Origin of the sequence: Paraburkholderia fungorum, from assembly GCF_046027605.1 — a bacterium.
Taxonomy (GTDB): domain Bacteria; phylum Pseudomonadota; class Gammaproteobacteria; order Burkholderiales; family Burkholderiaceae; genus Paraburkholderia; species Paraburkholderia fungorum_F.
In genome coordinates this window covers 59,475-83,578 of the sequence record NZ_JAQQEF010000006.1, presented here as the reverse complement: position 1 = coordinate 83,578, position 24,104 = coordinate 59,475, and the positions used below count along the sequence as shown (strand labels likewise).

The 24,104-nt window shown below is 60.3% G+C and carries 22 protein-coding genes; 13 read left to right on the top strand and 9 right to left on the bottom strand.

Going from position 1 to position 24,104, the window contains the following annotated elements:
- The 3 genes from PQR53_RS12545 (at position 1) to PQR53_RS12535 (ending at position 2,738) form a co-directional block, all read left to right on the top strand.
- On the top strand, positions 1 to 978 hold the full coding sequence (locus PQR53_RS12545; protein ID WP_408453777.1) for a quinone oxidoreductase family protein: 978 nt from the start codon (positions 1 to 3) through the stop codon (positions 976 to 978).
- The gene (locus PQR53_RS12540; protein ID WP_408453774.1) at positions 975 to 1,310 is read left to right on the top strand and encodes a cupin domain-containing protein; all 336 of its coding nucleotides are present in this window, start codon (positions 975 to 977) and stop codon (positions 1,308 to 1,310) included. Before PQR53_RS12545 ends, PQR53_RS12540 begins: the two co-directional genes overlap by 4 nt.
- 216 nt (positions 1,311 to 1,526) lie before the next feature.
- Positions 1,527 to 2,738, top strand: a complete 1,212-nt coding sequence (locus tag PQR53_RS12535) for an MFS transporter (protein ID WP_408453771.1) — start codon at positions 1,527 to 1,529, stop codon at positions 2,736 to 2,738.
- Positions 2,739 to 3,008: 270 nt separating this feature from the next.
- On the opposite strand, the gene PQR53_RS12530 is transcribed toward PQR53_RS12535, so the two are convergent.
- The 4 genes from PQR53_RS12530 to PQR53_RS12515 form a co-directional block, all read right to left on the bottom strand.
- The gene (locus PQR53_RS12530; protein WP_408453769.1) at positions 3,009 to 3,251 is read right to left on the bottom strand and encodes a hypothetical protein; all 243 of its coding nucleotides are present in this window, start codon (positions 3,249 to 3,251) and stop codon (positions 3,009 to 3,011) included.
- 485 nt (positions 3,252 to 3,736) lie between these two features.
- A complete protein-coding gene (locus PQR53_RS12525; protein ID WP_408453766.1) occupies positions 3,737 to 4,906 on the bottom strand; it encodes a porin in 1,170 nt (389 codons plus the stop codon).
- An 856-nt stretch (positions 4,907 to 5,762) separates the two neighbouring features.
- Positions 5,763 to 6,932, bottom strand: coding sequence for an acetylornithine deacetylase (gene argE / locus PQR53_RS12520; protein ID WP_408454290.1), 1,170 nt, complete (start codon positions 6,930 to 6,932; stop codon positions 5,763 to 5,765).
- Between the two features lie 92 nt (positions 6,933 to 7,024).
- Positions 7,025 to 8,275, bottom strand: a complete 1,251-nt coding sequence (locus PQR53_RS12515) for a flavin-containing monooxygenase (protein WP_408453764.1) — start codon at positions 8,273 to 8,275, stop codon at positions 7,025 to 7,027.
- Between the two features lie 232 nt (positions 8,276 to 8,507).
- Here PQR53_RS12515 and PQR53_RS12510 point away from each other — a divergent pair, with 232 nt between their 5' ends.
- The 5 genes from PQR53_RS12510 (at position 8,508) to PQR53_RS12490 (ending at position 12,991) form a co-directional block, all read left to right on the top strand.
- A complete protein-coding gene (locus tag PQR53_RS12510) occupies positions 8,508 to 9,827 on the top strand; it encodes an ABC transporter ATP-binding protein (protein ID WP_408453762.1) in 1,320 nt (439 codons plus the stop codon).
- An 80-nt stretch (positions 9,828 to 9,907) separates the two neighbouring features.
- Positions 9,908 to 10,873 carry an NAD(P)H-quinone oxidoreductase gene (locus PQR53_RS12505; protein ID WP_408453760.1) on the top strand — a complete coding sequence of 322 codons (966 nt, stop codon included), beginning with the start codon at positions 9,908 to 9,910 and terminating at the stop codon, positions 10,871 to 10,873.
- A gap of 29 nt (positions 10,874 to 10,902) precedes the next feature.
- Positions 10,903 to 11,520, top strand: coding sequence for a glutathione S-transferase (locus tag PQR53_RS12500; protein ID WP_408454288.1), 618 nt, complete (start codon positions 10,903 to 10,905; stop codon positions 11,518 to 11,520).
- Between the two features lie 9 nt (positions 11,521 to 11,529).
- A complete protein-coding gene (locus tag PQR53_RS12495) occupies positions 11,530 to 11,997 on the top strand; it encodes a type II 3-dehydroquinate dehydratase (protein WP_408453758.1) in 468 nt (155 codons plus the stop codon).
- 34 nt (positions 11,998 to 12,031) lie between these two features.
- Positions 12,032 to 12,991, top strand: a complete 960-nt coding sequence (locus PQR53_RS12490) for a 2-hydroxyacid dehydrogenase (protein ID WP_408453755.1) — start codon at positions 12,032 to 12,034, stop codon at positions 12,989 to 12,991.
- A gap of 55 nt (positions 12,992 to 13,046) precedes the next feature.
- Here the strand turns inward: PQR53_RS12490 and PQR53_RS12485 are convergent, their stop codons facing one another.
- The 3 genes from PQR53_RS12485 to PQR53_RS12475 all read right to left on the bottom strand — a co-directional run bounded on the left by PQR53_RS12485 (position 13,047) and on the right by PQR53_RS12475 (position 15,854).
- Positions 13,047 to 13,868, bottom strand: coding sequence for an ABC transporter permease (locus tag PQR53_RS12485; RefSeq protein ID WP_408453753.1), 822 nt, complete (start codon positions 13,866 to 13,868; stop codon positions 13,047 to 13,049).
- Position 13,869: 1 nt separating this feature from the next.
- The gene (locus tag PQR53_RS12480; RefSeq protein WP_408453750.1) at positions 13,870 to 14,748 is read right to left on the bottom strand and encodes an ABC transporter permease; all 879 of its coding nucleotides are present in this window, start codon (positions 14,746 to 14,748) and stop codon (positions 13,870 to 13,872) included.
- A gap of 80 nt (positions 14,749 to 14,828) precedes the next feature.
- Positions 14,829 to 15,854 (bottom strand): ABC transporter substrate-binding protein, encoded by a 1,026-nt coding sequence (locus PQR53_RS12475; protein WP_408453747.1) that lies wholly within the window; start codon positions 15,852 to 15,854, stop codon positions 14,829 to 14,831.
- Between the two features lie 473 nt (positions 15,855 to 16,327).
- On the opposite strand from PQR53_RS12475, the gene PQR53_RS12470 reads away from it, so the two are divergent.
- The 5 genes from PQR53_RS12470 to PQR53_RS12450 all read left to right on the top strand — a co-directional run bounded on the left by PQR53_RS12470 (position 16,328) and on the right by PQR53_RS12450 (position 21,606).
- Positions 16,328 to 16,741: a RidA family protein gene (locus PQR53_RS12470; RefSeq protein ID WP_408453745.1), complete on the top strand. Its 414-nt coding sequence runs from the start codon at positions 16,328 to 16,330 to the stop codon at positions 16,739 to 16,741.
- 22 nt (positions 16,742 to 16,763) lie between these two features.
- Positions 16,764 to 17,435, top strand: coding sequence for a DUF1028 domain-containing protein (locus tag PQR53_RS12465; protein ID WP_408453742.1), 672 nt, complete (start codon positions 16,764 to 16,766; stop codon positions 17,433 to 17,435).
- Between the two features lie 96 nt (positions 17,436 to 17,531).
- Positions 17,532 to 18,512 carry a LysR family transcriptional regulator gene (locus PQR53_RS12460; RefSeq protein WP_408453740.1) on the top strand — a complete coding sequence of 327 codons (981 nt, stop codon included), beginning with the start codon at positions 17,532 to 17,534 and terminating at the stop codon, positions 18,510 to 18,512.
- A gap of 205 nt (positions 18,513 to 18,717) precedes the next feature.
- A complete protein-coding gene (locus PQR53_RS12455) occupies positions 18,718 to 19,809 on the top strand; it encodes an alpha/beta fold hydrolase (protein ID WP_408453737.1) in 1,092 nt (363 codons plus the stop codon).
- 246 nt (positions 19,810 to 20,055) lie between these two features.
- Entirely contained in the window at positions 20,056 to 21,606 is a 1,551-nt protein-coding gene (locus PQR53_RS12450; protein WP_408453734.1) for a methyl-accepting chemotaxis protein, read from the top strand.
- A gap of 55 nt (positions 21,607 to 21,661) precedes the next feature.
- Here PQR53_RS12450 and PQR53_RS12445 read toward each other — a convergent pair whose 3' ends face one another.
- Both PQR53_RS12445 and PQR53_RS12440 read right to left on the bottom strand, forming a co-directional pair.
- Positions 21,662 to 22,669: a sterol desaturase family protein gene (locus PQR53_RS12445; RefSeq protein WP_408453732.1), complete on the bottom strand. Its 1,008-nt coding sequence runs from the start codon at positions 22,667 to 22,669 to the stop codon at positions 21,662 to 21,664.
- A gap of 68 nt (positions 22,670 to 22,737) precedes the next feature.
- Positions 22,738 to 23,748 carry a YVTN family beta-propeller repeat protein gene (locus PQR53_RS12440; protein ID WP_408453731.1) on the bottom strand — a complete coding sequence of 337 codons (1,011 nt, stop codon included), beginning with the start codon at positions 23,746 to 23,748 and terminating at the stop codon, positions 22,738 to 22,740.
- Positions 23,749 to 24,104 lie beyond the last annotated feature (356 nt).

Sequence of the window (24,104 nt, the reverse complement as noted above, 5' to 3'; positions counted from 1 at the left end):
ATGCCACAAGCGGTAACCGTTAAAGTAAAGAGCGCGAACATCGACGCTCTTGAATTGAATTTCGTAGAACAAGCCCGCCCGGCTATCAAAGCCGGCGAGTGCCTCGTCGAGGTCGGCAGCTCCGGCGTCAATCCGAGCGATGTCAAAGCGGTACTGGGCTTCATGCCTCACGCCGTCTGGCCGCGCACACCGGGCCGCGACTACGCCGGCGTCGTAGTGGACGGTCCTGCTGCGCTGATTGGCAAGAAAGTCTGGGGCAGCGGCGGCGAACTGGGCATTCGCAGCAATGGCGCTCACGCCAACTATGTGGTCGTACCGGTCGCGAGCGTGCGTGAGAAGCCCGCCGCCCTGTCGATGGACGAAGCCGGCGCAGTCGGCGTGCCCTTCGTGACCGCCGCCGAAGGCCTGCGCCGCGCGGGCGGTGCCGCTAGCGGCAAGGTGGTGCTCGTGCTAGGCGCGAACGGCAAGGTCGGGCAGGCTGCGATCCAGTTGGCCACGCTGGCGGGCGCCCAGGTGTTCGGCGTCGAACGCAATGCGCAACCGTACGTTGGTCACGCGAACGGCAAGGTCACGATGATCGAATCGGCCGACAATCTGGACGAAGTCGTACGCGACCTCACCGGCGGCCATGGTGCCGACATCGTCTTCAACACGGTCGGCAGCCCTTACTTCGATAAGGCAAACCGCGCAATGGCGCTGCGGGGCACGCAGATCTTCATCTCGACGATCGACCGCGCGGTGCCGTTCGACATCCTTGAGTTCTACCGCGGCCAACGGACCTACGTCGGCGTCGATACGCTTGCGCTCGACAGCGTCGAAGGCGCGGCCATACTCGATAGTCTCGCCGGTTCGTTCGAGCGCGGCACATTGAAGCCGTTTCCGATTGTGGAAGACCATGTCTTCCCGCTTGCAAAGGCGGCAGACGCGTACCGTATCGTGTTTAACGGCGCGCAACATCGCGTGCTGCTCAAGCCATGAACGTCACGCGCTTCAGCAAGGCGCCGCCCTATTTCCCGGACCATCACTTCGGTATGCAGTGCGTGCGTCTGCAAGGACATGAGGCGGGGCCGTCGCAGTCGCTCTGGCTCGGCGTGTCGACGCTCGAACCAGGCGGCCACACGACGTTGTCGGGCTCCGGGGTCGAGAAGCACTACGTCGTCCTCGAAGGCACCGTCAACGTTCAGACCGACACCGGGGAAGTCGCACTGGAACGGTATGACTCGTGCCGCCTCGAACCGAACGAGCGGCGCGCGCTGCACAACCGCACGCAGCAGCCGGCACTGATTCTGCTCGCGATGCCCTACGCTTGAGCACCGATACGATCCGCGCGCGACACTGTTCGTGGGGCTGTTCATGTGGCTATTGCATGGCCGCATGAACGGCGCGCGGATGCTGCGGGTTTCGGTTGAGCGGGTTTGTGCAGGCCTAAAACCGACGCTAAACAGCGGCGCGCGGTTGGGTCCGCACGAGCCCGCGTCGTATCTGGAATGATTGATGAGGCTGCATAGGCGGTCTGAGGACAAGCAATGAGTGACGCTGGTAACAAAACGCCAACGGGCGGTTGGGTCTTGTTCGCGCTCGCCCTTGGCGCATTTGCCATCGGCACCACCGAGTTCGCGACGATGAGCCTGTTGCCGATGTTCGCGCGAGACCTTGGAATCGACGCGCCTACGGCGGGTCACGTGATCAGCGCATACGCGCTGGGCGTTGTCGTGGGCGCGCCGGTCATTGCGGTAGTGGCGGCGCGGGTCGCCCGGCGCACGTTATTGACCATCCTGATGGGCATGTTCGCGCTTGCAAACGGGATGAGCGGCCTCGCGCCTACTTACCATTGGATGCTGGTCTTCCGGTTTCTCAGCGGGCTTCCTCACGGCGCCTATTTCGGCGCCGCGGCGCTGATGGCAGCCTCCGTCGTTCCTGATAATCGACGAACGGCAGCGATCGGACGCGTTTTTCTTGGACTGACGTCCGCGACCATCCTGGGGGTCCCACTGGCCAACTGGTTAGGGCAGGCCGTTGGATGGCGCTGGAGTTTTGGCCTCGTTGCGCTGTTCGGCGTGCTCACGATGCTACTGGTACGGCTATTGGCACCGGCGCAGCCCGCCGATGCGAAATCCAGCCCGCTGCGTGAGATCCGCGCACTTGGCCGCGCACAGGTGTGGCTGACGTTGAGCATCGGTGCGATTGGATTCGGTGGCATGTTTGCCGTCTATACGTATCTGGCCAATGTTCTCGGCGCGGTGACCGGCGTATCCGCGCAATCGGCTCCGGTGGTTCTCAGCGTCCTTGGCCTGGGCTTTACGATCGGCAACATCGTCGTACCCATGCTCGCTGATCGGGCTCTGATGCGCACTACCGGCGCGGTGCTGGTTTGGAGCGCCGCTTCTCTGGCACTCTTCCCTTTGATGGCCGCCCATATCTGGACCATCACCCTTGATGTTTTTCTGATTGGTGTCGGCGGCTCACTGGGCGCGCTTCTCCAGACACGTTTGATGGACGTAGCCGGCGATGCCCAGGGCCTGGCAGCAGCGCTCAATCACTCGGCGTTCAACACGGCTAACGCACTGGGACCGTTTCTCGGCGGCCTGGCCATCTCAGCGGGATATGGATGGACGGCACCCGGGTGGGTGGGGAGTCTTCTCGCAATCGGCGGACTGGTGCTTTGGCTCGTTTCCGCGGCGCTCGAACGCAGCCGACGTCGCGAACTTGTCGTGATCCGTGAAAATATTTCAGGTTGAATGGCATTGCAATCGGGTTTCCGATTGACGTAGCCAGTCATGCACCCACCAGGACCATCGGCGGGCGGGTCGCTCACATCTGTATTACGACTGCGATGATGACGGAGATGGCGAGGACCCCCAACTCGATGGCGGTGAAGCGGGGGTATCTCATGTTCATCATCATCCTCGTGCTCCGCAACAGGAATTTCATCGGTACTTATCCTCTATCGTTACCGTGTGGTACACCGCATTGATGTACTCCGCTATTTCAGGGCATTCATGCGGAACTCAGTCTTCCTGAGGAGATGAACGGCTTGATCTCATTGCAGTCATCGCTGGCCACTGGCAGACTGCAAATCCGCTGCATTCCGTGGTCATTTCGGCGAAGCACTCCGCACAGCAGACGGCGGTCATATTCGGCCAAAGGCTCACCTGCTTCCGAACGCCCTCCTTCAACTCGCCGCATTCATCGCAGCGATCCAGCACACGGACCTGCAGCGGTCGTTTGTGCCACTTTTCGAGCGCGTTCATGTCAGCCGCCCTCGTGTTGATCAGCAAAGTCGACGGCGATGAGGTTCGCGCCCATCCTTCGCAGTTCTGCGAGCCTCGTATCGTCTCGGCGCGGCTCGAGCAAATCTCTTGAATTCGTTCTCATCGTGACTCTCCATGGAAATGGATACAGATGCTGCCAGGTTCAACAGTCCGGCAATACACGTTCTTGTTCAACCAGCGGACGAACGTGTACTCGCCGAATGCGTTGTTGTCGATACAAACCCGGTTATGCAGAGCGTTTGACATGGCTGACATTCAAACGAAATCGCCAGGCCCATGGAATCAAGATAGACGGAGGATTATCAGAAAACTATTCTACGAACGGTTGCCGCAGTTCTACGTGGACATAGTCCACCTATACGAATGGATACCTCGAGGCAGGCAGGAAGCTCGCTCAGCACGCGTCAGCGCCGGAGGCGAGCGCTTCCTTAAAGGCGAGACGACGGGGCATCCCGCCTGCAATATCAGAATCGATGCCGCATCCCAACGACGAGCAACAACTGCCGATTGTTGGCAGACGGCGGGACGTTGAACATCGACGCGTTGAATAGCGGCATGCCACCGCCCCCGGTGACGACCTGGTAGAGGCTTTCCAGATAGACGTCGGTGCGTCGGCTAAAGGAATAGTCGGCCTGAGCGATGGCCTCGTGCCATTTTGGATCGAGATGCACCGTTCCTGAATCGAAATGTCCATCGGTCAGCGTGTACGACGCGCCAAGACTCAAGGCATGGGTCACAAAGTACCGGCCATTGATTTCGAAGTTGTCGAACCGAAGATTGTTGCCATTGCCACTGGGAAACGCAGCACCCTCGCCGTACGCGCTGGTGACATTATTAAAGGCCGAATGCGTCCATACGAAGCCCACTGACGAGGCCCCAAAACTGTACTTTCCGCCGACTCCCCAGATTTGTTCCCGACCGCCGTTAATAACGGAATCGTCGCTGCTCTCGGCGCCGTTCGTGTTCAGGTCGGTAGAACTGGCAGAGCGATCGACTTGCTCGAAGGCCGCCGCCAACGACACTGGGCCATTCGCGTACCGGGTACCAAAGCTATAGACCCGATTGTTGGAGAATTGGCCTGCCTGATTCGAGAAGCCGACCATGCCCCCCGCCTGCAAACCGTTGTAATCGACGCTGTCGAATCTTATCGAGTTGTTGACGCTCTGATGCCGGATCATATCGTCGTTATCGAACGGATGATCGGCAAGATTCCCGGCCCATCCAATACCTTCGGCGCTCAGCGGCGACACCCATTCGGACATGAAAGCGTAGCGCCGCCCGAGGGTGACAGTCCCATACCGTGTCGAACGCAAGCCGACATAGGCCTGCCGCCCGAAGATGTCACCCGTATTGCTGAGCTTGCCATTGGCGCTGGAGAAGCCGTCCTCGAGATCGAAAATAGCGGCGAGTCCACCGCCAAGGTCCTCCGTTCCCCGAACGCCAAATCGCGACCCACTGATGCCACCGCTGTTCATCTCGATACCGCTGTGGCCCACACCAGGTTTCCCCGTACCCTCGTTGTTCCCATAAATCACCGCGGTATCGATGATGCCGTAAAGCGTCACGCTGCTTTGTGCATAGCTGGTTCCCGCCCAGAGAAGTAGAACAGCCGCCGAAAAAGCCGATTTCATCATTTGCACTTTCAAGATTCGTAGTTCAATACATCAACGATTACCGCTATATATTGATTGATATAACGATAACAACAAAAAAAGGCGCTTGCCGCCGGTGCGCCTTCAAGGATTTGGCCCGTCTAAATCGTAGCTGATGTGTTGATTTGAGCGGGGTCACAGTTCGCCGCCAATGCCGGGGTCACAGTGCGACCCTTTGCATACAATTGGCATCATCCAACCCTGTCAGGGAACTTTCGCTTTCTGCATCGCCGACACTACAACGTGGGGCCTGCATAAATTCGTAAGCCACTGCCCTGGCGTGGCGATACTTCTGGTTGGCCACTCCTCAATGCAAGACGAACGGCGGCTAGCGCACCCAACGTGGAATCAATCGCTGGGGGTGGCTTGAAACGCTGTACATTTGGCATGCTTCGAGGCATCCACGCGCTTGAATGAGCGTCGTCGGCCTCACATACTGACCTCAAGTAAACGCCGTCGGATAGCTATCTACGATCAGGAAATATCGTGTAGTGCCAGAAGGGCTTCTGCGTGCACACCGGCAAAGCTTTCCGTTAACTGGCGAGATCTTAAATAGCCTTCAACCGAATCGGATGTACGTATGCTTTTCGCTCTCCTGTTAGAACGCCTCGACCAGTGGCTGCAAAATACCCAGTCGACCCGCTGTGTTGAACGCCTCGCAGCTTCGAAGGATATTGCCGAGCTTGAGCGTCGGATGAAAGAGTGTGACGACTAGCCCGCGCCAACCCCGGTCGCGAGCGATTGGCGATGGCGGCGCATACCGCTCTGCCCTGATCGGGCAGGATCATCGAAGCATCAGGTCCAGAACAGACGTGATGCCTGGCTTCCCGTTTTCGAACTAGTCTCGGAGATGATTCGCCAGCCTCTCCATCATCGCGTCACAACGGGTCAGTTGCTCCACTGTTACGAATTCATCCGGCTTGTGGCCTTGATCCATGCTGCCTGGTCCGCAAACGACTGCGGGAATACCTGCCGCGTCGTACAGGCCGCCTTCCGTGCCGAATGCAACGGTGCCAAACAGACGAGTGTCCGCCGTGACGCCGCTTAGCGCCGCAATCAGTCGCGCGGCATCGCTTTCCGGGTCCGTCGCAAGTCCCGGATAGGCATTGAGCGTCTCGAAGCGAATCCCGGTGTCTGGCTGTACCGCGCGCATTTTCGGCAGCAGCGTCTCACTCGCGTAGGCCTCGAGCCGCGTTGCAACACTGCCGATGTCGAACCCAGGCACGCCGCGCACCTCGAAATCGAAATCGCATTCGGACGGCACAATGTTCAGCGCCCGGCCGCCGCGGATCACCCCTGCCTGCAGCGTCGAGAATGGCGGGTCGAACCGGGCATCGTGATGCTCCGGCTGCGCAAGCGCTTCGCCGATTTCGTCGAGCTTTCCTATCAGGCGCGCTGCGTAGTGAATGGCGTTGACGCCATACGGTGCATACGCTGAATGACAAGCCGAACCCTTCACGCAACACCGCACAGCCATCTTTCCTTTATGACCAAGGACCGGCTGCATCCCGGTGGGCTCGCCGATCACGCAGACGCGCGGCCGGAAACCCCTCTTCTGCAGCTCCGTCAATAGCGGGCGCACGCCGACGCAGCCGATCTCCTCATCGTAGGAGAAGGCGAGATGGACCGGCGCCGACAGCGGACGTTCAAGAAACAACGGCACGGCGGCGAGCACCGAAGCAAGGTAGCCCTTCATGTCGGCCGTGCCGCGTCCATAAAGCCGGCCGTCCTTTTCGGTGACTTCAAAAGGCGCAACCGTCCAGTCCTGACCGTCCACCGGCACGACATCGGTGTGTCCCGACAGCACGACTCCGCCATCCGTCGCGGGACCGATGGTTGCGAAAAGATTGGCCTTGGTTCGCTCCTGGTTATAGAAAAGCTCGCTCGCCACACCCAGCCCGGCGAGGTAGCCCTGGATAAATTCGATAAGCTCGAGATTCGAGTCGCGACTGACGGTCGGAAATCCAACCAGCTTGGCAAGTATTTCCTTGCTCGACGGCTTGTTCATCGTGTGACCTGACAAAGTGGGGTATGACACATCGACTTCCGGTGCGCCGAATACGGACGAATGCTTACTCGGCGCACGCGGCAACACACCTCTTAACGCTTCTCATACGCAACGTAGTTGCGCTGAATGGCGATGTGATCGGCAATGTATTTTGCATCATGCCAGCATCCGTAGATGAAAGACGATGCACGATTGGTCAGCTCGGGAAGCCCCAGAAAATAGATGCCCGTTTCCGCCGAGATGCCGCGCTTATGAAAAGGCATGCCGTTCTCGTCGAAAGCGCCGACCTCCAGCCAGCTGAAATCGAACGTGAACCCCGTGGCCCAGAGAATCGTCTTGATGCCCGCTTTCGCCAGATCCAGTTGGAGGATCGGCTGCGTCAGGCAGGCGGGAGCGTCGAGCAGTTGCCACGCCTCGGGTTCCGGCGGCAGGTCCAGGCCGTTTCGTTCGACGTATGCGTCGGCCTCACGCAGCACATCGAAATAGGCCTCATCGCCTGCGGCGACGTTGGCAACGAGGTCGTCTTCGATCTGGAGCACGCCATTGTCATAGCCCTTGGTCAGGCCGAGCACTGTGATGCCCTTGTGCGCGAGTCGGCGGAAGTCCATTGTCTTGCCGCCGTCATACCCGCTCACTGCAAACGCAACATGTTTCTTCTTCGGCTTGATCTTGATTTCGTCCCACTTGCCGAGCACGCCGAGCCACCAGACGTAATCGCGGTTACGGTACGAGCGCGGCGGCCGGTAGTGCTCGCCGATCGACAGATAGACGGTCTTGCCACAGGCACGAAGCTCCTCGGCAATCTGCGATCCGGACGCGCCGCCGCCCACGACCAGCACGGCGCCGTCATCAAGCTGCCGCGGATTTTTATACGCGGAGGAATGCAGTTGCTGGATCCCGGTATCGCCCGGAACGATGTTGGGATATTGCGGAATCTGGAACGGGCCGGTTGCGGCAACCACGCGCTTCGCCTCGATCACGCCGTCCGAGGTCGTGACCGTGAAGCCGGGACGGTTCTCGCAGCGCTTCACGTGCCTGACCTCGACGCCGGTGCGAATGGGTGCCGCGATCATCTTCGCATAGTCCTCGAAGTACTTCGCCATGCGTTCTTTCGGCGGGAACACGTCCGCTCCGACGTCGTCGAATTCGAGGTTCGGAAACCGGTCATGCCACGCCGGACCATTGGCAACCAGCGAGTCCCAGCGCTCCGAGCGCCACCGTTCCGCCACGCGTTTGCGTTCCAGCACGATGTGCGGGACCTTCATCTCCGTAAGGTGCTCGCTCATGGCAATCCCGGACTGCCCGGCGCCAATGACGAGCGTATCGATTTCTTCAACTGACATTTTTGATCCTGAAAAAAGGAACTGAGATGGTTCGATCTCACACTTGACACGCGCTGGCGTCGACGGAAAACGTCCGAACCCGCTTGAACCTGCTTGAGCCTGTTGGACAGGCGGTTCATAGGGATGGAAGTTTGCTCAAGGTCCGCGCTTCTGATAACCAGCATTTTTGAAGGCGAGGCTTCGGAAAAACCAAAGAGGTGTTCCTTGCCATGCTGCGGATGCCCGTTCGCGAGTGACATCCGTTTTTCCGACGCCGTACCTCAAGATTCGCAAAGGCCGCCCCCCTTTCTGTTCTCGTATCCTTCGACTCAGGAATTTTTTATTCGGTAAGCGCCGTGTCGACCACGCACGATGCGCCGCCTTACACACAGAGACGACGCTCTTTGCGAAATTGACATCCATGAAATCTGTTGCTTCATCAAACCGCAGCCAGGCCGGCCCGTCGACGTCAAGCACACCGGTTGCCGTCAGCATGGAGGGCGTGGTTGCCAGATACCGCGAGCAAACGATCCTGCACGACCTTTCGCTGCGAATCGGACAAGGCGAATTTCTTACGCTGCTCGGCCCCTCCGGTTGCGGCAAGACGACACTGCTCAATCTGATCGCGGGTTTTACGCAGGCAAACCAGGGCGAAATATTCATCGACGGAAAGCTGGTGACTGACTTGCCGCCCCACCAGCGCGAGATTGGTATCGTGTTCCAGAACTACGCGCTGTTCCCGCACATGGATGTCGCCCGCAACATCGGCTACGGGCTGCGTATGCGGGGGGTTCCGGCTGCGGAGATCGCGCAGCGGGTCGACGCCGCCATGCAGCTCGTGAAGCTGAACGGATTGGGGCACCGAAAGCCGCGTGAGCTTTCGGGCGGACAGCAACAGCGAGTTGCGCTGGCGCGCGCGTTGGTCATCAAGCCGAAGGTGCTGTTGCTCGACGAGCCGTTCTCGGCACTCGATAAAGGGCTACGCGGCGCAATGCAAGTCGAGATCCGGGAGATACAGCGCGAACTCGGGGTCACGACCGTTTTCGTGACGCACGACCAGGGCGAGGCGCTCAGCATGTCGGACCGCATTGCGGTCATGTCGCGTGGGCGCATCTGTCAGGTCGCCACACCCGATGAAATTTATCGACGTCCGACGGACCCGTTCGTCGCCTCGTTCCTCGGCGACGTGAACATCCTGCCAACCCATTTCCATGGTGAGGACGCAACCCATTTCCATCTTCGTCTTGGTGGCGCTCTGGTCAGCGTCGAGCGGGAGCGCCTGGTGGGTGGCGTACACGGCGGCGGACGAATGGATATCTATGTGCGCCCCGAACATATCCGGTTCGAGCCGCTGGGCGTCGACTCGGTTCTGACCGGCACGGTGGTCAACCACGTGTTCCAGGGCGATCACGTCGACACGTATGTCGATGTGAATGTCACCGTGGACGGGTCGCAACGGGTCATGGTGCGCACGGCGGGCCTTGATTCCATCGAACGCTTTCCGATTGGCACTGTCACGGCGCTGGCGCTCCCGCCTCGCACTATGACTGTCTTCCCGGAAGCGACGGCCTGAGCGCCGTATCGCTTCTGGTCCGTCTTCAGTACCCCAGCCGCTTCCATTCAATGACCATTCCAACTTCCATGCTAGCCGTCGTGGCTCGCGAGCCCGGCGGCCCCGAGGTACTGACGCTCGCGGAGCGTGCGGTACCTGCGCCGGGACCCGGCCAGGTGTTGTTGCGCGTCCGCGCTGCGGGCGTCAACCGACCTGACATCATGCAGCGCGAAGGTCGCGCAAGGCCCGCCGTGGGCGTCACCGACGTACTCGGCCTCGAGGCCTGCGGCGAGGTCGCCGCTTGCGGCCCGGGTGTTCATCGACTGGCGCCTGGCGCACGGGTCATGGCCCTGCTGCCGGGCGGCGGTTACGCGCCCTGGTGTCTCGCCCAGGCCGACCACTGCCTGTCCGTGCCCGCGACGCTCGACGACGAAGCCGCCGGCGCGCTGCCCGAAGGGTTGTTCACCGTCTGGCACAACCTGTTCGAACTCGGCGCCCTCAAGATGGGCGAAACCGTGTTGATTCACGGCGCGGCAGGCGGCATTGGCACACTCGCCATCCGCATGGCGCACGCCGCAGGTGCCACTGTCATTGTCACCGCTGGCCGCAAGGAGCGGCTCGACACCTTGCGCGCCATGGGGGCCGCCGTGGCGCTCTGCTATCACGAGACCGACTTCGTGGCGGCCTGCCGTGAGGCCAGTAACGGGCGCGGCGTGGATGTCGTGATCGATATGGTCGGCGGCGACTATCTGCGCCGCAATCTCGATGCGTTGGCGTTCGGCGGACGCCACCTCAGTCTGTCGTTTATGCAGGGCTCGCAAGTCAATGTCGAGCTGCTGACGCTGATGCAGAAACAGCTCAGCCTGCACTCGTCGACGTTGCGTCCGCAATCGGACGACGAAAAAACCCGCATGGGCCGCCTCATCGAACGGCACGTCCTGCCGCTGGTGGCCGACGGCCGGGTCCGGCCACGCGTGCATCAAAGCCTCCCGCTGGCCATGGCCGCGCAAGCACATCGCCTGCTCGAGCGCGGTGATGTATTCGGCAAACTGGTGCTCGTACCGTGACTCTGATCGCCTTCGAGGACATCCATCTGATGCAATTGCTCCATGCTCCCACCTCGCCGTATGTGCGCAAGGTGATGGTCAGCGCCCACCTGCTGGGACTGGCTGAACACATTACCCTGCTGCCGAGCGCCGCCAATCCCATCACTCGCGATGACCGTATCGCGGCCCACAATCCGCTGGCCAAAGTGCCGACCTTGATCCTCGCCGATGGGCACGCGCTGTATGACAGCCGCGTCATTTGCGAGTATCTCGACAGTCTTCAGCCCGACTATGCCCTCTTCCCGCCGCCCGGTGCGTCGCGCTGGCACGCGCTCGGCCGCCAGGCACTAGGCGACGGCTTGCTCGATGCCGCATTGCTGGCCCGCTATGAATACACCGCGCGGCCTTCCGGCAAGCAATGGGAAGACTGGCGCGCCGCACAGTTGATCAAGGTGCAAGCCTGTCTCGCCGCGATCGAGAACGAGGCCGACGCGCTTTCCAACCACCGGCTCACCATCGGCGAAGTCACCATCGGATGCGCGCTGGGCTATCTGGATTTTCGGTTTCCCGAGCTGCAATGGCGCGACGCGCACCCGAAGTCCGCACGTTGGCACGCCCAGGTGCAAGCGCTGCCGGCCATGCAGGCGACCCTTCCTTTCGAGCCTTGAACACTTGCCATGACCGATACCACGACGTCTTCATCTTCGCCTCAGGCCGTTTGGTTCCTGAACGGCCCCAATGCCAACCTCTACGGGCTGGACGCCAACAAGGTGTACGGCAACGATAGTTTTCCCACACTCAAAGCCCGTTGCGAAGCCAAGGCCGCGTCGCTTGGCTTGACACTGCATTTCGTGCAGTCGAACTGGGAAGGTCAACTGGTCGACTGGATTCAGGAGGCGCGCGGTACCGCCCAAGGCGTCATCATCAATGCTGCGGGGTTGACTTACTCGTCCGTGCCCATCCTCGATGCGCTGCTGTCCTTTCCCGGCAAGATCATCGAAGTGCATATGAGCAACATCTGGCGGCGCGAGAGCTTTCGCCACCACTCCTACATCTCCAAAGCGGCCGACGGCGTGATCGCAGGTCTTGGCGGTGACGGCTATGAGTTCGCCATCGAGGCGATGTCCCGGCTGATCCGTCGTTGATATGCCGTTATCCGAGCCTGACCGCCTGCGCGTTATGACCACGTCCCTCGCTGCCCCTACCCTTGGCACGCTCGTCTTCTATAGCGAATTCGACGACTTCGACACCTGGAAACGCGCGCTTCAGTTACACCTTCCCACGTTGCGAGTCCTACGCGCGCACGAAGTGAATGATCCCAACGAGATCCACTTTGCGCTGGTGTGGAAGCCGCCAAAGGGCTATTTCCAGCCAATGACGCAGCTGAAGCTGATCATCAATCTGGGCGCCGGGGTGGACTCCCTGACATCGCGCGACGATTTACCGGCGCACGTGCCGATCACCCGCATAAGCGATCCGAACATGGCTCGCATGATGGCGGGCTATGTGCTCTTCGCCACGCTGCGGCACGCGCGCGACATCCCGTTCTTCGAAGCGGCACAGCGGCGCGGCGAATGGGCCTACCTCCATCCGCGCAATCCTGAGGACATCCGCGTGGCGGTGCTGGGTCTGGGTGAACTCGGTGCCGTTGCCGCCAGCGAACTCCAGCGTCAGGGTCTGACGGTCCTGGGCTGGTCGCGGAGCCCCCGGCAGATTGAAGGCGTGCAGTGTTACGCCGGACTGGAGGCACTGGATACTGTCTTGAGCCAGGCCGATATCCTGGTGATCATGTTGCCACTGACCGCCGATACACAAGGTCTGCTGGGCCGCGCACGTCTGGCACGGTTGCCGCGCGGTGCCGCCTTCATCAATGTGGCGCGCGGCGCGATTGTCGACCAGCGTGCCTTGACCGATCTGCTGCAGAGCGGTCACATCGGCTCGGCCACGCTCGACGCATTCGACCGGGAGCCATTGCCCAGCGACGATCCGCTCTGGTCCATGCCGAATGTGTTGATCACGCCGCATCTCGCCTCCGTCGCGATCCCCAACTCCGCTGCGCGGCAGATTGCAGACAATATGAAGCGGGTGTCGAACGGAGAAGGCCTGACCAGTCAGGTCGACTTGCGGCGCGGCTACTGACACCAGGTGTTGCCACAAGCAAGGACGCGGCGCGATCCGCTCGCGCCGCGTTGCCTCAACGGCTCTCCTCGATGTTCAGTATCTTGCCGAGGCCGAGGAAATAATTGGCGAAGGCCAACAAGCTGGCTGTGACAACGATGTACACCACAGAAAGCGCCGCCAGGGTGGGATCGGCAAACTCGCGCACGTAGTTGTACATGGTGACCGGCAAGGTCTGCGTGTTTTCCGTCGTGATAAAAAGCGAAGCCGTGAACTCATTGAACGACAGAATGGCCGCAAACAGCCAGCCGCCGAACAGGCCCGGCCCAAGCAGCGGCACCACAATCGTGAACAGGACTTTCATCGGTGGCGCGCCAAGGCTTGCCGCAGCGTGTTCCAGCCGCTCATCGAGGTTTTCCATCGACACATAGACGCTGCGCAACACGAAGGGCAACACCAGAATCACATGACACAGAACGAGGATGGCATAGCCCCGGTCCATTCCGGCCTGCGCGACCAGAATGAGCAGGCCAAGCCCAATCGTGAATTGCGGCACGATCATCGGCATCGCCAGGATGGCTTGCAACGTATCCTTGCCTTTGAAGTCGAGCCGCTTGACCGTGATTGCCACCGCCGCACCGATCACCAGCGCGATGATCGAGGACCAGGCCGTGACGATCAGGCTGGAACGAAAGCCCGCCTGAAAATCCGAATAGGTCAGCACGCGGGCGAACCAGTGCCACGACCAATGCTCTGGCGGAAACGAGAGAATCGCCTTGTCATTGAACGCGGCCAGTGTCACCACGAGCACCGGCAATAAAAGAAAGGCGAGGATGCCGCCAATCAGGACGGGGCCGGCAATGCGCAACGGCAACGGCAAGCTGTTTTTGATTTTCATTTCAATGTCCTCCGATCCGCTTGAGGCGCCCAGTGAGCCTGCCAAATACCAGCAAGGAAACCGCGGTCAGTGCAAGGCCAATGATGCTCAAACTGGCAGCCAACGGAAAGTTCAGCGAGGACAAGCCAAGCTGGTAGACCAAGGTTGATATGGTCGGCACGCGGCCGCCGCCGATCATCTGGGGTGTGGCAAATGCGCTGAAGGTCCACGCGAATGCCGTCGTCGAACTCGCCAGAATGCCCGGCATCGACAGCGGCAGCGTCACGGTCACGAAGATCCGCACCGGATTGGCGCCAAGGCTCTGAGCCGCCTGCTCGAAATCGCGGTTGATGTGCGAAATGGCTGCACCGAGCATCAAGACCGTCACCGGGATAGTCACATGCACCAGCGCCAGCACCACGCCAAAATGAGTGAACATGAGATCGATCGGCCAGTCTATGAGTCCCAGCTTGCGCAGCAACGTGTTGATGAAGCCATTGCTCCCGAGCACGACTGTCCAGGAATAGGTCCGCACGATTTCGCCGAGAAACAACGGCGTGAGCGACATGATAAGGATGATGGACTTGAGCGTGCGGTTGCGCACGCGCACCAGTGCATAGGCCAACGGATACGCAAGCAGCAGTGAAAACACCATCGTTTCCACGCTCAAACGCAGCGTATTCCATAGTGCGCTCAAGTAAATCGATCGGGTCAGCCCGGAGAAATTTTCCAGCGTCAGGCCGCCCACGTCGAGCGAGCCCGGTACATAGGTGCGCAGGCTGAACTGCAATACAGTCATCAAGGCTGCACAGGTGCTGAGTGCCACGATCACTGCGGGCGCAATCATCCATCCTTTCAGCCTGCTATACATATTCATGGTGTAGTCGTTCTGGTTCTTCACTCATTTCCACAGCTCGCGCGGCTCCCCGAAAGCCGTGATGTCCATCGGGGAGCCGGCGCGATGAGGCTGCGCCAACAACATCAATCCATGATGTTTTCAGTAAACCACTTGCGCCACGTCGGCGTGAGTTCCGCGCGCAGTTTCGAATCGATGACGATGGTCTGCTTATCCCACTGTGCGCGAGTCGTAAACACGCCGGGCAGCGCCGCGTCGGCCGGGGAGACCGTGGCGTTGTCGACCACCGGGCTGGCCTTCTGCAAGGCCACGATCTTGGCCTGTACCGCGGGAGACAGGGCGATGTTCATGAACTTATAGGCAAGCTCGGCCTTCTTCGTGCCTTTCATGATGCCCATGCTGTCCACCCCGAGGACGGCGCCTTCCTTGGGGATTACGACCTTGAGCGGCACACCCTGGCCGATCTGGTAGTAGGCGTTCATCGACAGCAGGATCTCGACCGGCGTTTCTCCGGTCTGGATCAGTTGCTCGCCGTTCGCATCGTCGGTATAGAAGGCCTTGAAGTTCGGTTTGAGCGCCTTGAGCTTGTCCTCGCCTTTTTGCCAGTTCTTCGCATCGCCGCCCGAGAGCACTGCCGCCACCGTGATGATGTGGCTCGGGTCCCAATCAGGCGCGGAGATCTTCCCCTTGAGCGCCGGATTCCACAGGTCGTTCCAGCTGTCGAACTTCATGGTCGGCGGAATCACGTCGGTGCGGTAACCGATCGTGTAGACGTAGGCCCAGGTGCCGATGTGATAAGGGCTGATCCTGGCCTGACTGACCAGATGCGGGTAATTCGACAGCTTGCTCGTGTCGAGCTTCTCGAACAGGTTACTGTTGGCATAGAGCCAACCCACCTGCGAAGTCGTGACGGTAACGTCGCTTTCCGGCGACGAGGCGAGCTTGGCCTTGTTCAGCCGGTCGATGGTGCCGCCCGTGACGTATTTCACCGGGACACCCGTCTCTTTCGTGAATTCCTGCCCGACAGTCTGGTCGATCATGTCGCGAAAGTTGCCGCCCCAGGTGCTGACAACCAGCGCATCCTCGGCGTTCGCGGAGCCTGCGATCATCGCACTGAGCACAATGCTGGCGGTGAGTATTTTTTTGATCACTCGATATCTCATAGGTTGATTGAAGAATCGCGAAGCGAAAGCACGACACATAAGACGCATGCGCGAAGCGCGTCGCCGTCCGTCCATCCTGTGTCGCATCGACCCCGCCAGTCGCACCGTCGGCGGTCAGTTCAGGTACAGGTGAATAGTGAAAGAGTTGACCTCGATCACCAAGTTGCCTTTTCCGCTGGCATGGCTCGCAATTCCTGACGTCGCGCTTTTTTGTTCGTGCACGCAGCCGCGACCCGCCGCTGGTGCCCTTCCTTGCCGCGATAGGTTCACCGGGTTGCCACGCTGAAAAGAAGGGGCCGCCCGTCTCGCTTTCAGAAAATCCGAGACACCCCCCCGGAAAAACCAAATAGCCACAGCGGCCGGCCTGACCGACCATCTGACACGTCGTATGTGACTGCCGGATCCTTTTCACGACGATCCCAGTGCGTTTGCTCCGTTGACCCAACCATGAAATTCGCGCCATGAAACACACCCGCATCCGAACCTTCAATACCAAAGCCACTTACCCGGAACAGAAGCTCGACAACGATTTGTGTCAGGCGGTCGTAGCGCGTGGCAAGTTCGTCTTCCTGCGCGGACAGATCGGACAGAATCTGGATACGTCGGAAAGCGTTTGCATTGGTGACGCCGCCGGACAGACCGAGCAGGCCATGTCCAATATCGCCACACTGCTCAAGGAAGCCGGCGGAGAACTCGCCGATATTTGCAAGATCACCATTTACATCACCGACCCGCGTTATCGCGAGGACGTCTATCGGGTAGTCGGTCAATGGTTGAAAGGCGTATTTCCAGTTTCGACCGGCATCGTCGTGTCCGCCCTCGCCCGTCCCGAATGGCTCGTGGAAGTCGACGCGACCGCCGTCATACCCGATTGACTTTCGACGCTCAGGCACCTTCATGACGTTCTCGATCATTGCCCGTTGCCCACAAACCGGCCAGTTCGGCGCCGCAGTGGCCTCGTCGTCGCCGGCTGTTGCTTCGCGCTGCATCCGCGCGCGCCCAGGTGTCGGCGCGGCGGCCAGCCAGAACATCACCGACCCCGCTTTGGGGACGCAAGCACTCGATCTGATGGCGGCCGGCCACGCGCCAGCCCAGGCACTCGAGGTGCTGCGTCAGCAACCCTTCATCGAATATCGTCAATTAATGTCGATCGATGCTGATCGACCGCCTGCGCTCTTTACGGGGGCCAACGCGCTCGGCACGCTCGCGAGCGTCGCCGGGAAGCACGCCGCTTGCGCCGGCAACATGCTGGCATCGCGCGACGTGCCTGCAGCGATGTTGGCAGCGTTTGAGCGCGTGAGCGGGCCTCTGGCCGAACGCCTGATGCAGGCGTTGCTCGCGGGCGAGGCCGCTGGGGGCGAGGAAGGACCGGTTCACTCGGCCGGGTTGCTTGTCTACGGCGATCTGGATTGGCCCATCGTGGACCTCCGCATGGACTGGGTTGAGGAACGTCCGGTCGAATTACTCCACGCTGCCTGGCAGGTGTACGCGCCGCAGGTGGGCGATTACATCACGCGGGCCCGCGACCCTCGGGTCGCCCCAAGTTTCGGGGTACCCGGCGATTTTTGACTGGACACCGGACGTTGGCGCTTTTGTGCGAAGATCGCCGTTGCTGTACTGGATTCATTTCCGGTGGCGTTCCACTCCGTTCCATCCTGTCCGCTCATGCTCAATCGCATTTCCCTGCGTCAAATGGAGTACTTTCTGGCCGCTGCCAGGTACGGAAGTATCGCCATCGCTTCAAACCAGATCCATATCTCCGCGCCATCGATCTCTGCTGCGATCGCTCATATGGAGAGCGAGCTCGACATTCAGTTGTTTATCCGGCATCCGTCCAAAGGCATGACCCTGACGCCAGTCGGAGCACAAGTGATGCAGGAGTGCGAGCAGCTCCTCGATCGCGCGTCGAAGCTGTACGAGATCGCGTCCGACTCCAGCGAGGGCATGCAAGGCGTGCTGCGGGTTGGCTGCTTTCAGTCGCTGACACCCATGATCGCGCCGGAAGTCATCTTCGGTTTCAAGCGGGCATTCAACAAGATCGATCTGAAACTGATCGAGGGCGACCAGCAGGAGTTGATCAGCAAGCTCCACAACGGTGAGATCGATGTGGCGATCACGTACGACCTGGATCTGAGCGAAGAGGTGCAATTCGAAGTCCTGTGCCAACTTCCTCCCCACGTTCTCGTCGGCGAACTACACCCACTGGCCCAGCAAAGCGCAGTCACCCTTGGAGAACTTGCGCCGCAACCCATGGTGTTACTGGACTTGCCGATGAGCCGCGACTACTTTCTATCGCTGTTCGCCCGGGCGGGCGTCGAGCCTCAGATAGCAGCACGGTCACGCTCGGAAGACGTCGTTCGATCATTAGTCACCAACGGCGTCGGCTATGCGCTTTTCAATGTCCGGCCCAAGTCAAACCAGTCGCTCGACGGCAAGCGTTTTACCCGCCTGCGCCTCGCGGGCGAGCACCGCCCCATGTTGCTGGGCCTCGCTACTTACGCGCCAGCCAAACGGCCGCGGCTGGCGCAGGTCTTCATGCAACGCTGCCGCGCCTACATCTCCGACCAATACATACCCGGCATGAGCGCCGCCAGTTACTTCGATCCGCATCTCAATGCAATCACGACAGACGCAGACGCTGCCTGATACCTAAAGCGCGGTCGGTGCAGCATTCAACGTGAGAGCCATTGCGCTCGCTCAATGCCGAGTTCCGATAACGGGATCTTTTCTATCCGCGTACCATTGAGCCCCGTCGCGAGCACGCGCCCCGTCGCCGTTGAGCTATCTTCGTCGTCAGTGCCTGACGTGCTTACGATTTTCTTTCTTTCCACACAATCGACAGGACACTGCCATGATCCGATTCGGATCCCTTCTGGCCACCGCGGGAATGTGCGTACTGACCGGCCTCGTGCCGGCCCACGCTGCGACAACTGAACCTGCTCCCGAGCAGGCAGCCGATTTCACTGAGCACGACTTCCACTTTTCCGATGGTGCTACGTTGCCGGATATTCATATCCACTACGTCACCTTAGGCACGCCGCGGCGCGATGCGCACGGCGAGATCAACAATGCGGTGTTGCTGATGCACGGCACCACCGGCACCGGCCAGGCATTCCTCGCGCCGGCCATGCGCCGGGAACTCTTCGCGCCAGGCGCGCCGCTCGACACGAGCCGGTACTTTATCGTGATCCCCGATGGCCTGGGCCGAGGCGGTTCGAGCAAGCCGAGCGACGGCATGCACGCAAGATTCCCGAACTACGGTTATGGCGACGTTGTCGAGGCTAATCATCGTCTGCTCGTCGAGGGTTTGCACATCCATCATCTGCGCCTGGTGCTCGGCACGTCGATGGGCGGCATGCAGACCTGGATGTGGGGCGAGCGGTATCCCGAGATGGCGGATGCGCTGATGCCGATTGCCAGCCAACCGATCGCAATGGCCGGCCGCAATTGGCTGTGGCGGCAGATGATCGTCGGCGCCATTCGCAACGACCCGGGCTGGCAGGGCGGCGACTATACCGTGAAGCCGACCCAGTGGACCCGCGTGATGCCGATCTTCACGATCATCACCAACAACCCGGCACGTATGCAAAGCGATGCGCCCAATCGCGACGCGGCCACGCAGATGTATGAAAGCCTGGTCGGCAGCGCCGAAAAAAGTGACGCTAACGACGTACTGTACTGGTTCCAATCGTCGTGGGACTACAACCCCGCGCCTGAGTTGTCAAAGATTCGCGCGCGGCTCTTTGCCGTCAATTTTGCCGACGACCTGATCAACGCCGCAGACCTCGGCGTGATGCAGCGGGAAATGAAGGCTGTGCCGAACGGGGGCTTCGTCGAGATACCGGAGACTGCGAACTCGTACGGCCATCAGACTCTCGCTCACCCTGACGTGTGGAAGCCGTACCTTGTGCAGTTGCTGAGCGACACGGCCAACAAGCACTGATTCGACGGCGCCGGCATGGCCATCGCGTGTCATGCCGGCGTAAGCGATCTGACTGCCCGTTGCAAGTCCAGTAACGAGTCTTGCAACGGTCCGTAACACAATCTCCACGTGTTTTCGGTCCCTCGATCGGCTCGAGTTCAAATCTCTCCCTTCATATTTCCGCGCAATTGCCGTAAACCCCGGTGACCGCTCGTGCTTCCCGGCGCGACATTCTTCCCGTTCTACTTGTTGTGCCTTGAGGCATCTATGTTCTCGAACATCACGATCCGGACCCGACTTGCCCTTGCGATGGGCTTCCTCGGCTTGCTCATGACGATTGGCGCCGTGCTCGGCGTGACTGGCATTGCCTTGAGCAATGCAGATCAGAAAGAGCTGTACTCCAACGAACTCGCGTCGGCGAGTGCCCTCGGCAAGTTCGATCTGTTCTATGCTCGCGGCCGTCTGGTACTTGACCGGATCGCGGCTCAGCCTGATCGCGCGGACGTGCCGAGTCTTGAAGCGCATGCACGAGAGCAATTCGCGATCGGCGACAAAGCCTGGCAGACGTACCGTGGGCTGCACGCTGAAGCGCAAGAGGAGCGGCTCGCCGAAGAGGTCGAAGCCAAGCGGGCGATTGCGATGAACGGACCGGTCGCCGCGGTGTTCGCCGCAATCGACCGGCGTGACTCCGCGCAACTCGGCGATCTGATCTCGAACAAGATGACGGCGCCATTCAACGAAATCACGGACCGTTCCGCGGCGCTCGAGAAGATGCAGGCGGATCAGGCGCGCAGCCGGTATGAAGCGGCGCAGGTCCGCTTCAACATGATTCTTGCCATTGCCGCAGCCGGTCTTCTGATCGGGCTTTCGATGGCCGCCCTGGCGTGGCACGCACTGCGCAAGTCGATTGCCGGCCCGCTGGGTGATGCCATGCACCACTTCCGCGCGATTGCCGATGGCGACCTCAGCCGGCCTATCGAGGTACGGTCACGCGACGAAATGGGCCAGATGATGGAAGACCTCCGCATGATGCAGTCCCGTCTTCGGGACGCGATGGTATCGGTGCGCGACGGCGCGCAATCCATTTCCACTGCGACCGCGCAGATCTCGGCAGGCAACACCGATTTGTCGCAGCGAACCGAAGAACAGGCCGCTTCGCTCGAAGAAACCGCCTCGAGCATGGCGGAGCTTACCTCGACCGTACGCCAGAACGCCGACAATGCGCGTCAGGCGAGCGATCTCGCGCGGGTCGCAGTGGACGTTGCACACGAAGGCAGCGACGTCGTCTCAGCGGTCGTTACGACGATGGACGAAATCAACGCGAGCTCGAAGCAGATTGCCGACATCATTGGCGTGATCGAGGGCATCGCCTTCCAGACCAATATCCTCGCATTGAACGCTGCCGTTGAAGCGGCGCGAGCCGGCGAACAAGGCCGCGGCTTTGCGGTGGTGGCGGCGGAAGTGCGTACGCTGGCCCAGCGCAGCGCCTCGGCGGCCAAGGAAATCAAGACGCTGATCAGCGAATCGGTGGACCGGGTGGGTACTGGGACCGAACTGGTCGGTCGAGCGGGAAAGACCATGACGGAGATCAACGACGCCGTGCACCGGGTGACCGACATCATGGCCGGAATTGCAGCCGCCTCCGAAGAACAGAGTGACGGGATTGAGCAGGTCAACAAGGCCGTCTCGCAGATGGATGAAGTCACGCAGCGCAACGCAGCGCTTGTCGAGCAGGCCGCGGCCGCGGCCGTCTCGCTTGAGGAACAGGCCACGCGCATGAGCGATGTGGTGGGCGTGTTCCAGTTGCCTGCGCATTAAGGCCATGGTTCGCTGGGGCTGCTGCAATGGGCGAAGAAGCGCAGCCTCAACTCACTCACTGCACGGCATCACCCGCGTAATCCCTTTGCCCGCGCAGACGCTTCACAATCCGGCCAAACGCGAGCCACTGCTGCGCGATCAATCCGTCGCCATACGAACGGCCTGAGCCATGCGGCGCAGGTAGCTGGTCGCGGATGCCGGTCTCCTCGACGGCGGGGTTCCATGAGGCGGTGCGGAACATCATGTCCCACCATGGAAACAGCACGCCGAAATTGCAGCCGTAAGCCGTGCCTTCATGGCCGTAGCCCACCGCGTGGTGGCGACGGTGAAAGATCGGGCTGACGACAATGCGCTCGAGCAGCCAGCCATACGGCAGGCGTGCATTGACGTGCTGGATGCTCTGCATGAAGTTGCTGACCGCCACCAGCACCACGAACTGGTTCGGCTGCACGCCGATAAACAGCGAGATCGCCGCGAAGAACGCTGCCTGGATGATGTCGTCGAGAAAGTGGTTGCGGTCATCGGCCCACAGCGACATCTGCTGCTGGCTGTGATGCACCGCATGCAGTTCCCACCACACGCCGAAACGATGCTGCCAGCGGTGATACCAGTAGCCGGCAAAATCGAGCACGATCAGGTAGATCAGGAACGACACGACTGGCTGATCCGTCACGCCTGGCCAGAGGCTGTCGACATCGATGTTCGGTATGCCGTAGATCGATATCAGGCTCTGCCAGTGAAAGAACAGCGGTTGCAACATGAAAAAGAACGCCATGTTGATGATGCCGAGCTTGACGATCCATGTGTAGATCACGTCCGCGCGCAGTGCCTTGCGATCCTGCCACTGCTCGATGGGACGCAGCGCTTCAAGCGGCCGTAACGCGACATACATCACGACGATTTCCAGCACGCCGATGATCACCCAGTAGAGTGCGTCATAGGTGTCTTCGTCGTAACCCATCAAGCCGAAGCGAAAGAAGAGCGGCTGCACAACGTCGACATATAGCTGCGTCTGCAGCACGGACACCACATTGTCGAGTTGGGCGACGATTTCGTGAAACATCAAAAGCCTCGTGTTTTACCAGTTCTGAAGGGGCGAGTGCGCGGCAAGTTAAAAGGACTTGCCGGGGCCTAGTCCGGATTAGGCGACACGACCGGCGCACGGTTGTCGAAAAAGATGCCGTGCGGCGAGCGGCCCACCGCAATCGTGTCGATCAGCTTGCGGGTAGTCAGATCGATGACACCCACATGCCTCGAGAAGCGGAATCCAACCCATAGATAGCGCTTGTCAGGGGTTAGTTCCATATCGTCGGGCCCGGGCATCAAGCCGGTGATATCACCGGCATTGGTGAGCGTGGTGTAGTCGATGACGCTGATGGTGCTGTCGACGCGATTGGAGACCACGACATGCTTGCCGTCGTCGAGGTTGCGGAAGTTGTGGGCACCACGGCCCGTATGGATCTTCTTGACGATCTGCTGCTTGTGCCAATCCACCACGGTCACGTCGTCTTCGCCGGTCATGCCGACCAGCAGGTAGTGTTCGCCAGGAACCATCCAAAGACCCGCGGGTTCATTGCCCACGTGCATTTTCCAAAGCACGGTCTGGGTCGGCAGGTCGATCGCCGCGAGTTCCCCGGAATCCTGCAGCGTGACGAAAACGGTGCGGTTGTCGGAGGAGAACGTCATGTGGCTAGGCGTCTTCGACAATTCGATATGCCTGGCCAGCGCCATATTGGTGCCGTCATAGCGGTAGATGTCGACGCGGTCCATGCGCAGCGCAGCCGTGACGAACCATTTGTGATCCGGAGAGAAGCCTAGTTGGTACGGGTCTTCGATACCCTCCACAGTGCGCTGCAACTTGCCGCTGTGCGGGTCGACGAACATCAGATTGTTCGACACCGAATCAGCAACGATCAGAGAGCGGCCGTCCGGCGTGATCATCAGATGGTGGGGTTCCTTGCCGGTCGGCTCGGTGCCGACGACTTTGTGCGTGGCCTCGTCGATCAGCGTCAGTTGCGCTTCACCGGAATCGAGCACGATCACGCTATCAGCGGCATTCGCGCAATTCGTTATGGCCAGCATGCCGCACAGCGACGCGGCGAGCACTCCGATCCTTGTAATGGAAACGATAGAAAATGGCATGTGGATCGTATTCACGCGGAAAAATACATGGGGTTGAATGTAAGAGGAATGTCGGACGTTCGTCGGCCGCGCTCGACACTGTCACCCTTCTAACGTTTGGACCGCCGCTGCCGATGACATGTCAGGCGGGGCCAGATGCAGAAATTGCAGGGCAACCAGGCAATCGAACATGCATGGTAGCGCCGCCGAATTACAATTTCCGAAGGCTGACGTGACATCACGGGCGTGCTTCAGGCACAAGATTGAAGCGCGTCTCATGTACCCGGCGAAAACGTGTAATGCCACCTGTCGTCACGACCTCTCTGCATGGACAGCGGATGCGTGCAACCGGCCATGTAGCGACGGTCGCGATGTCG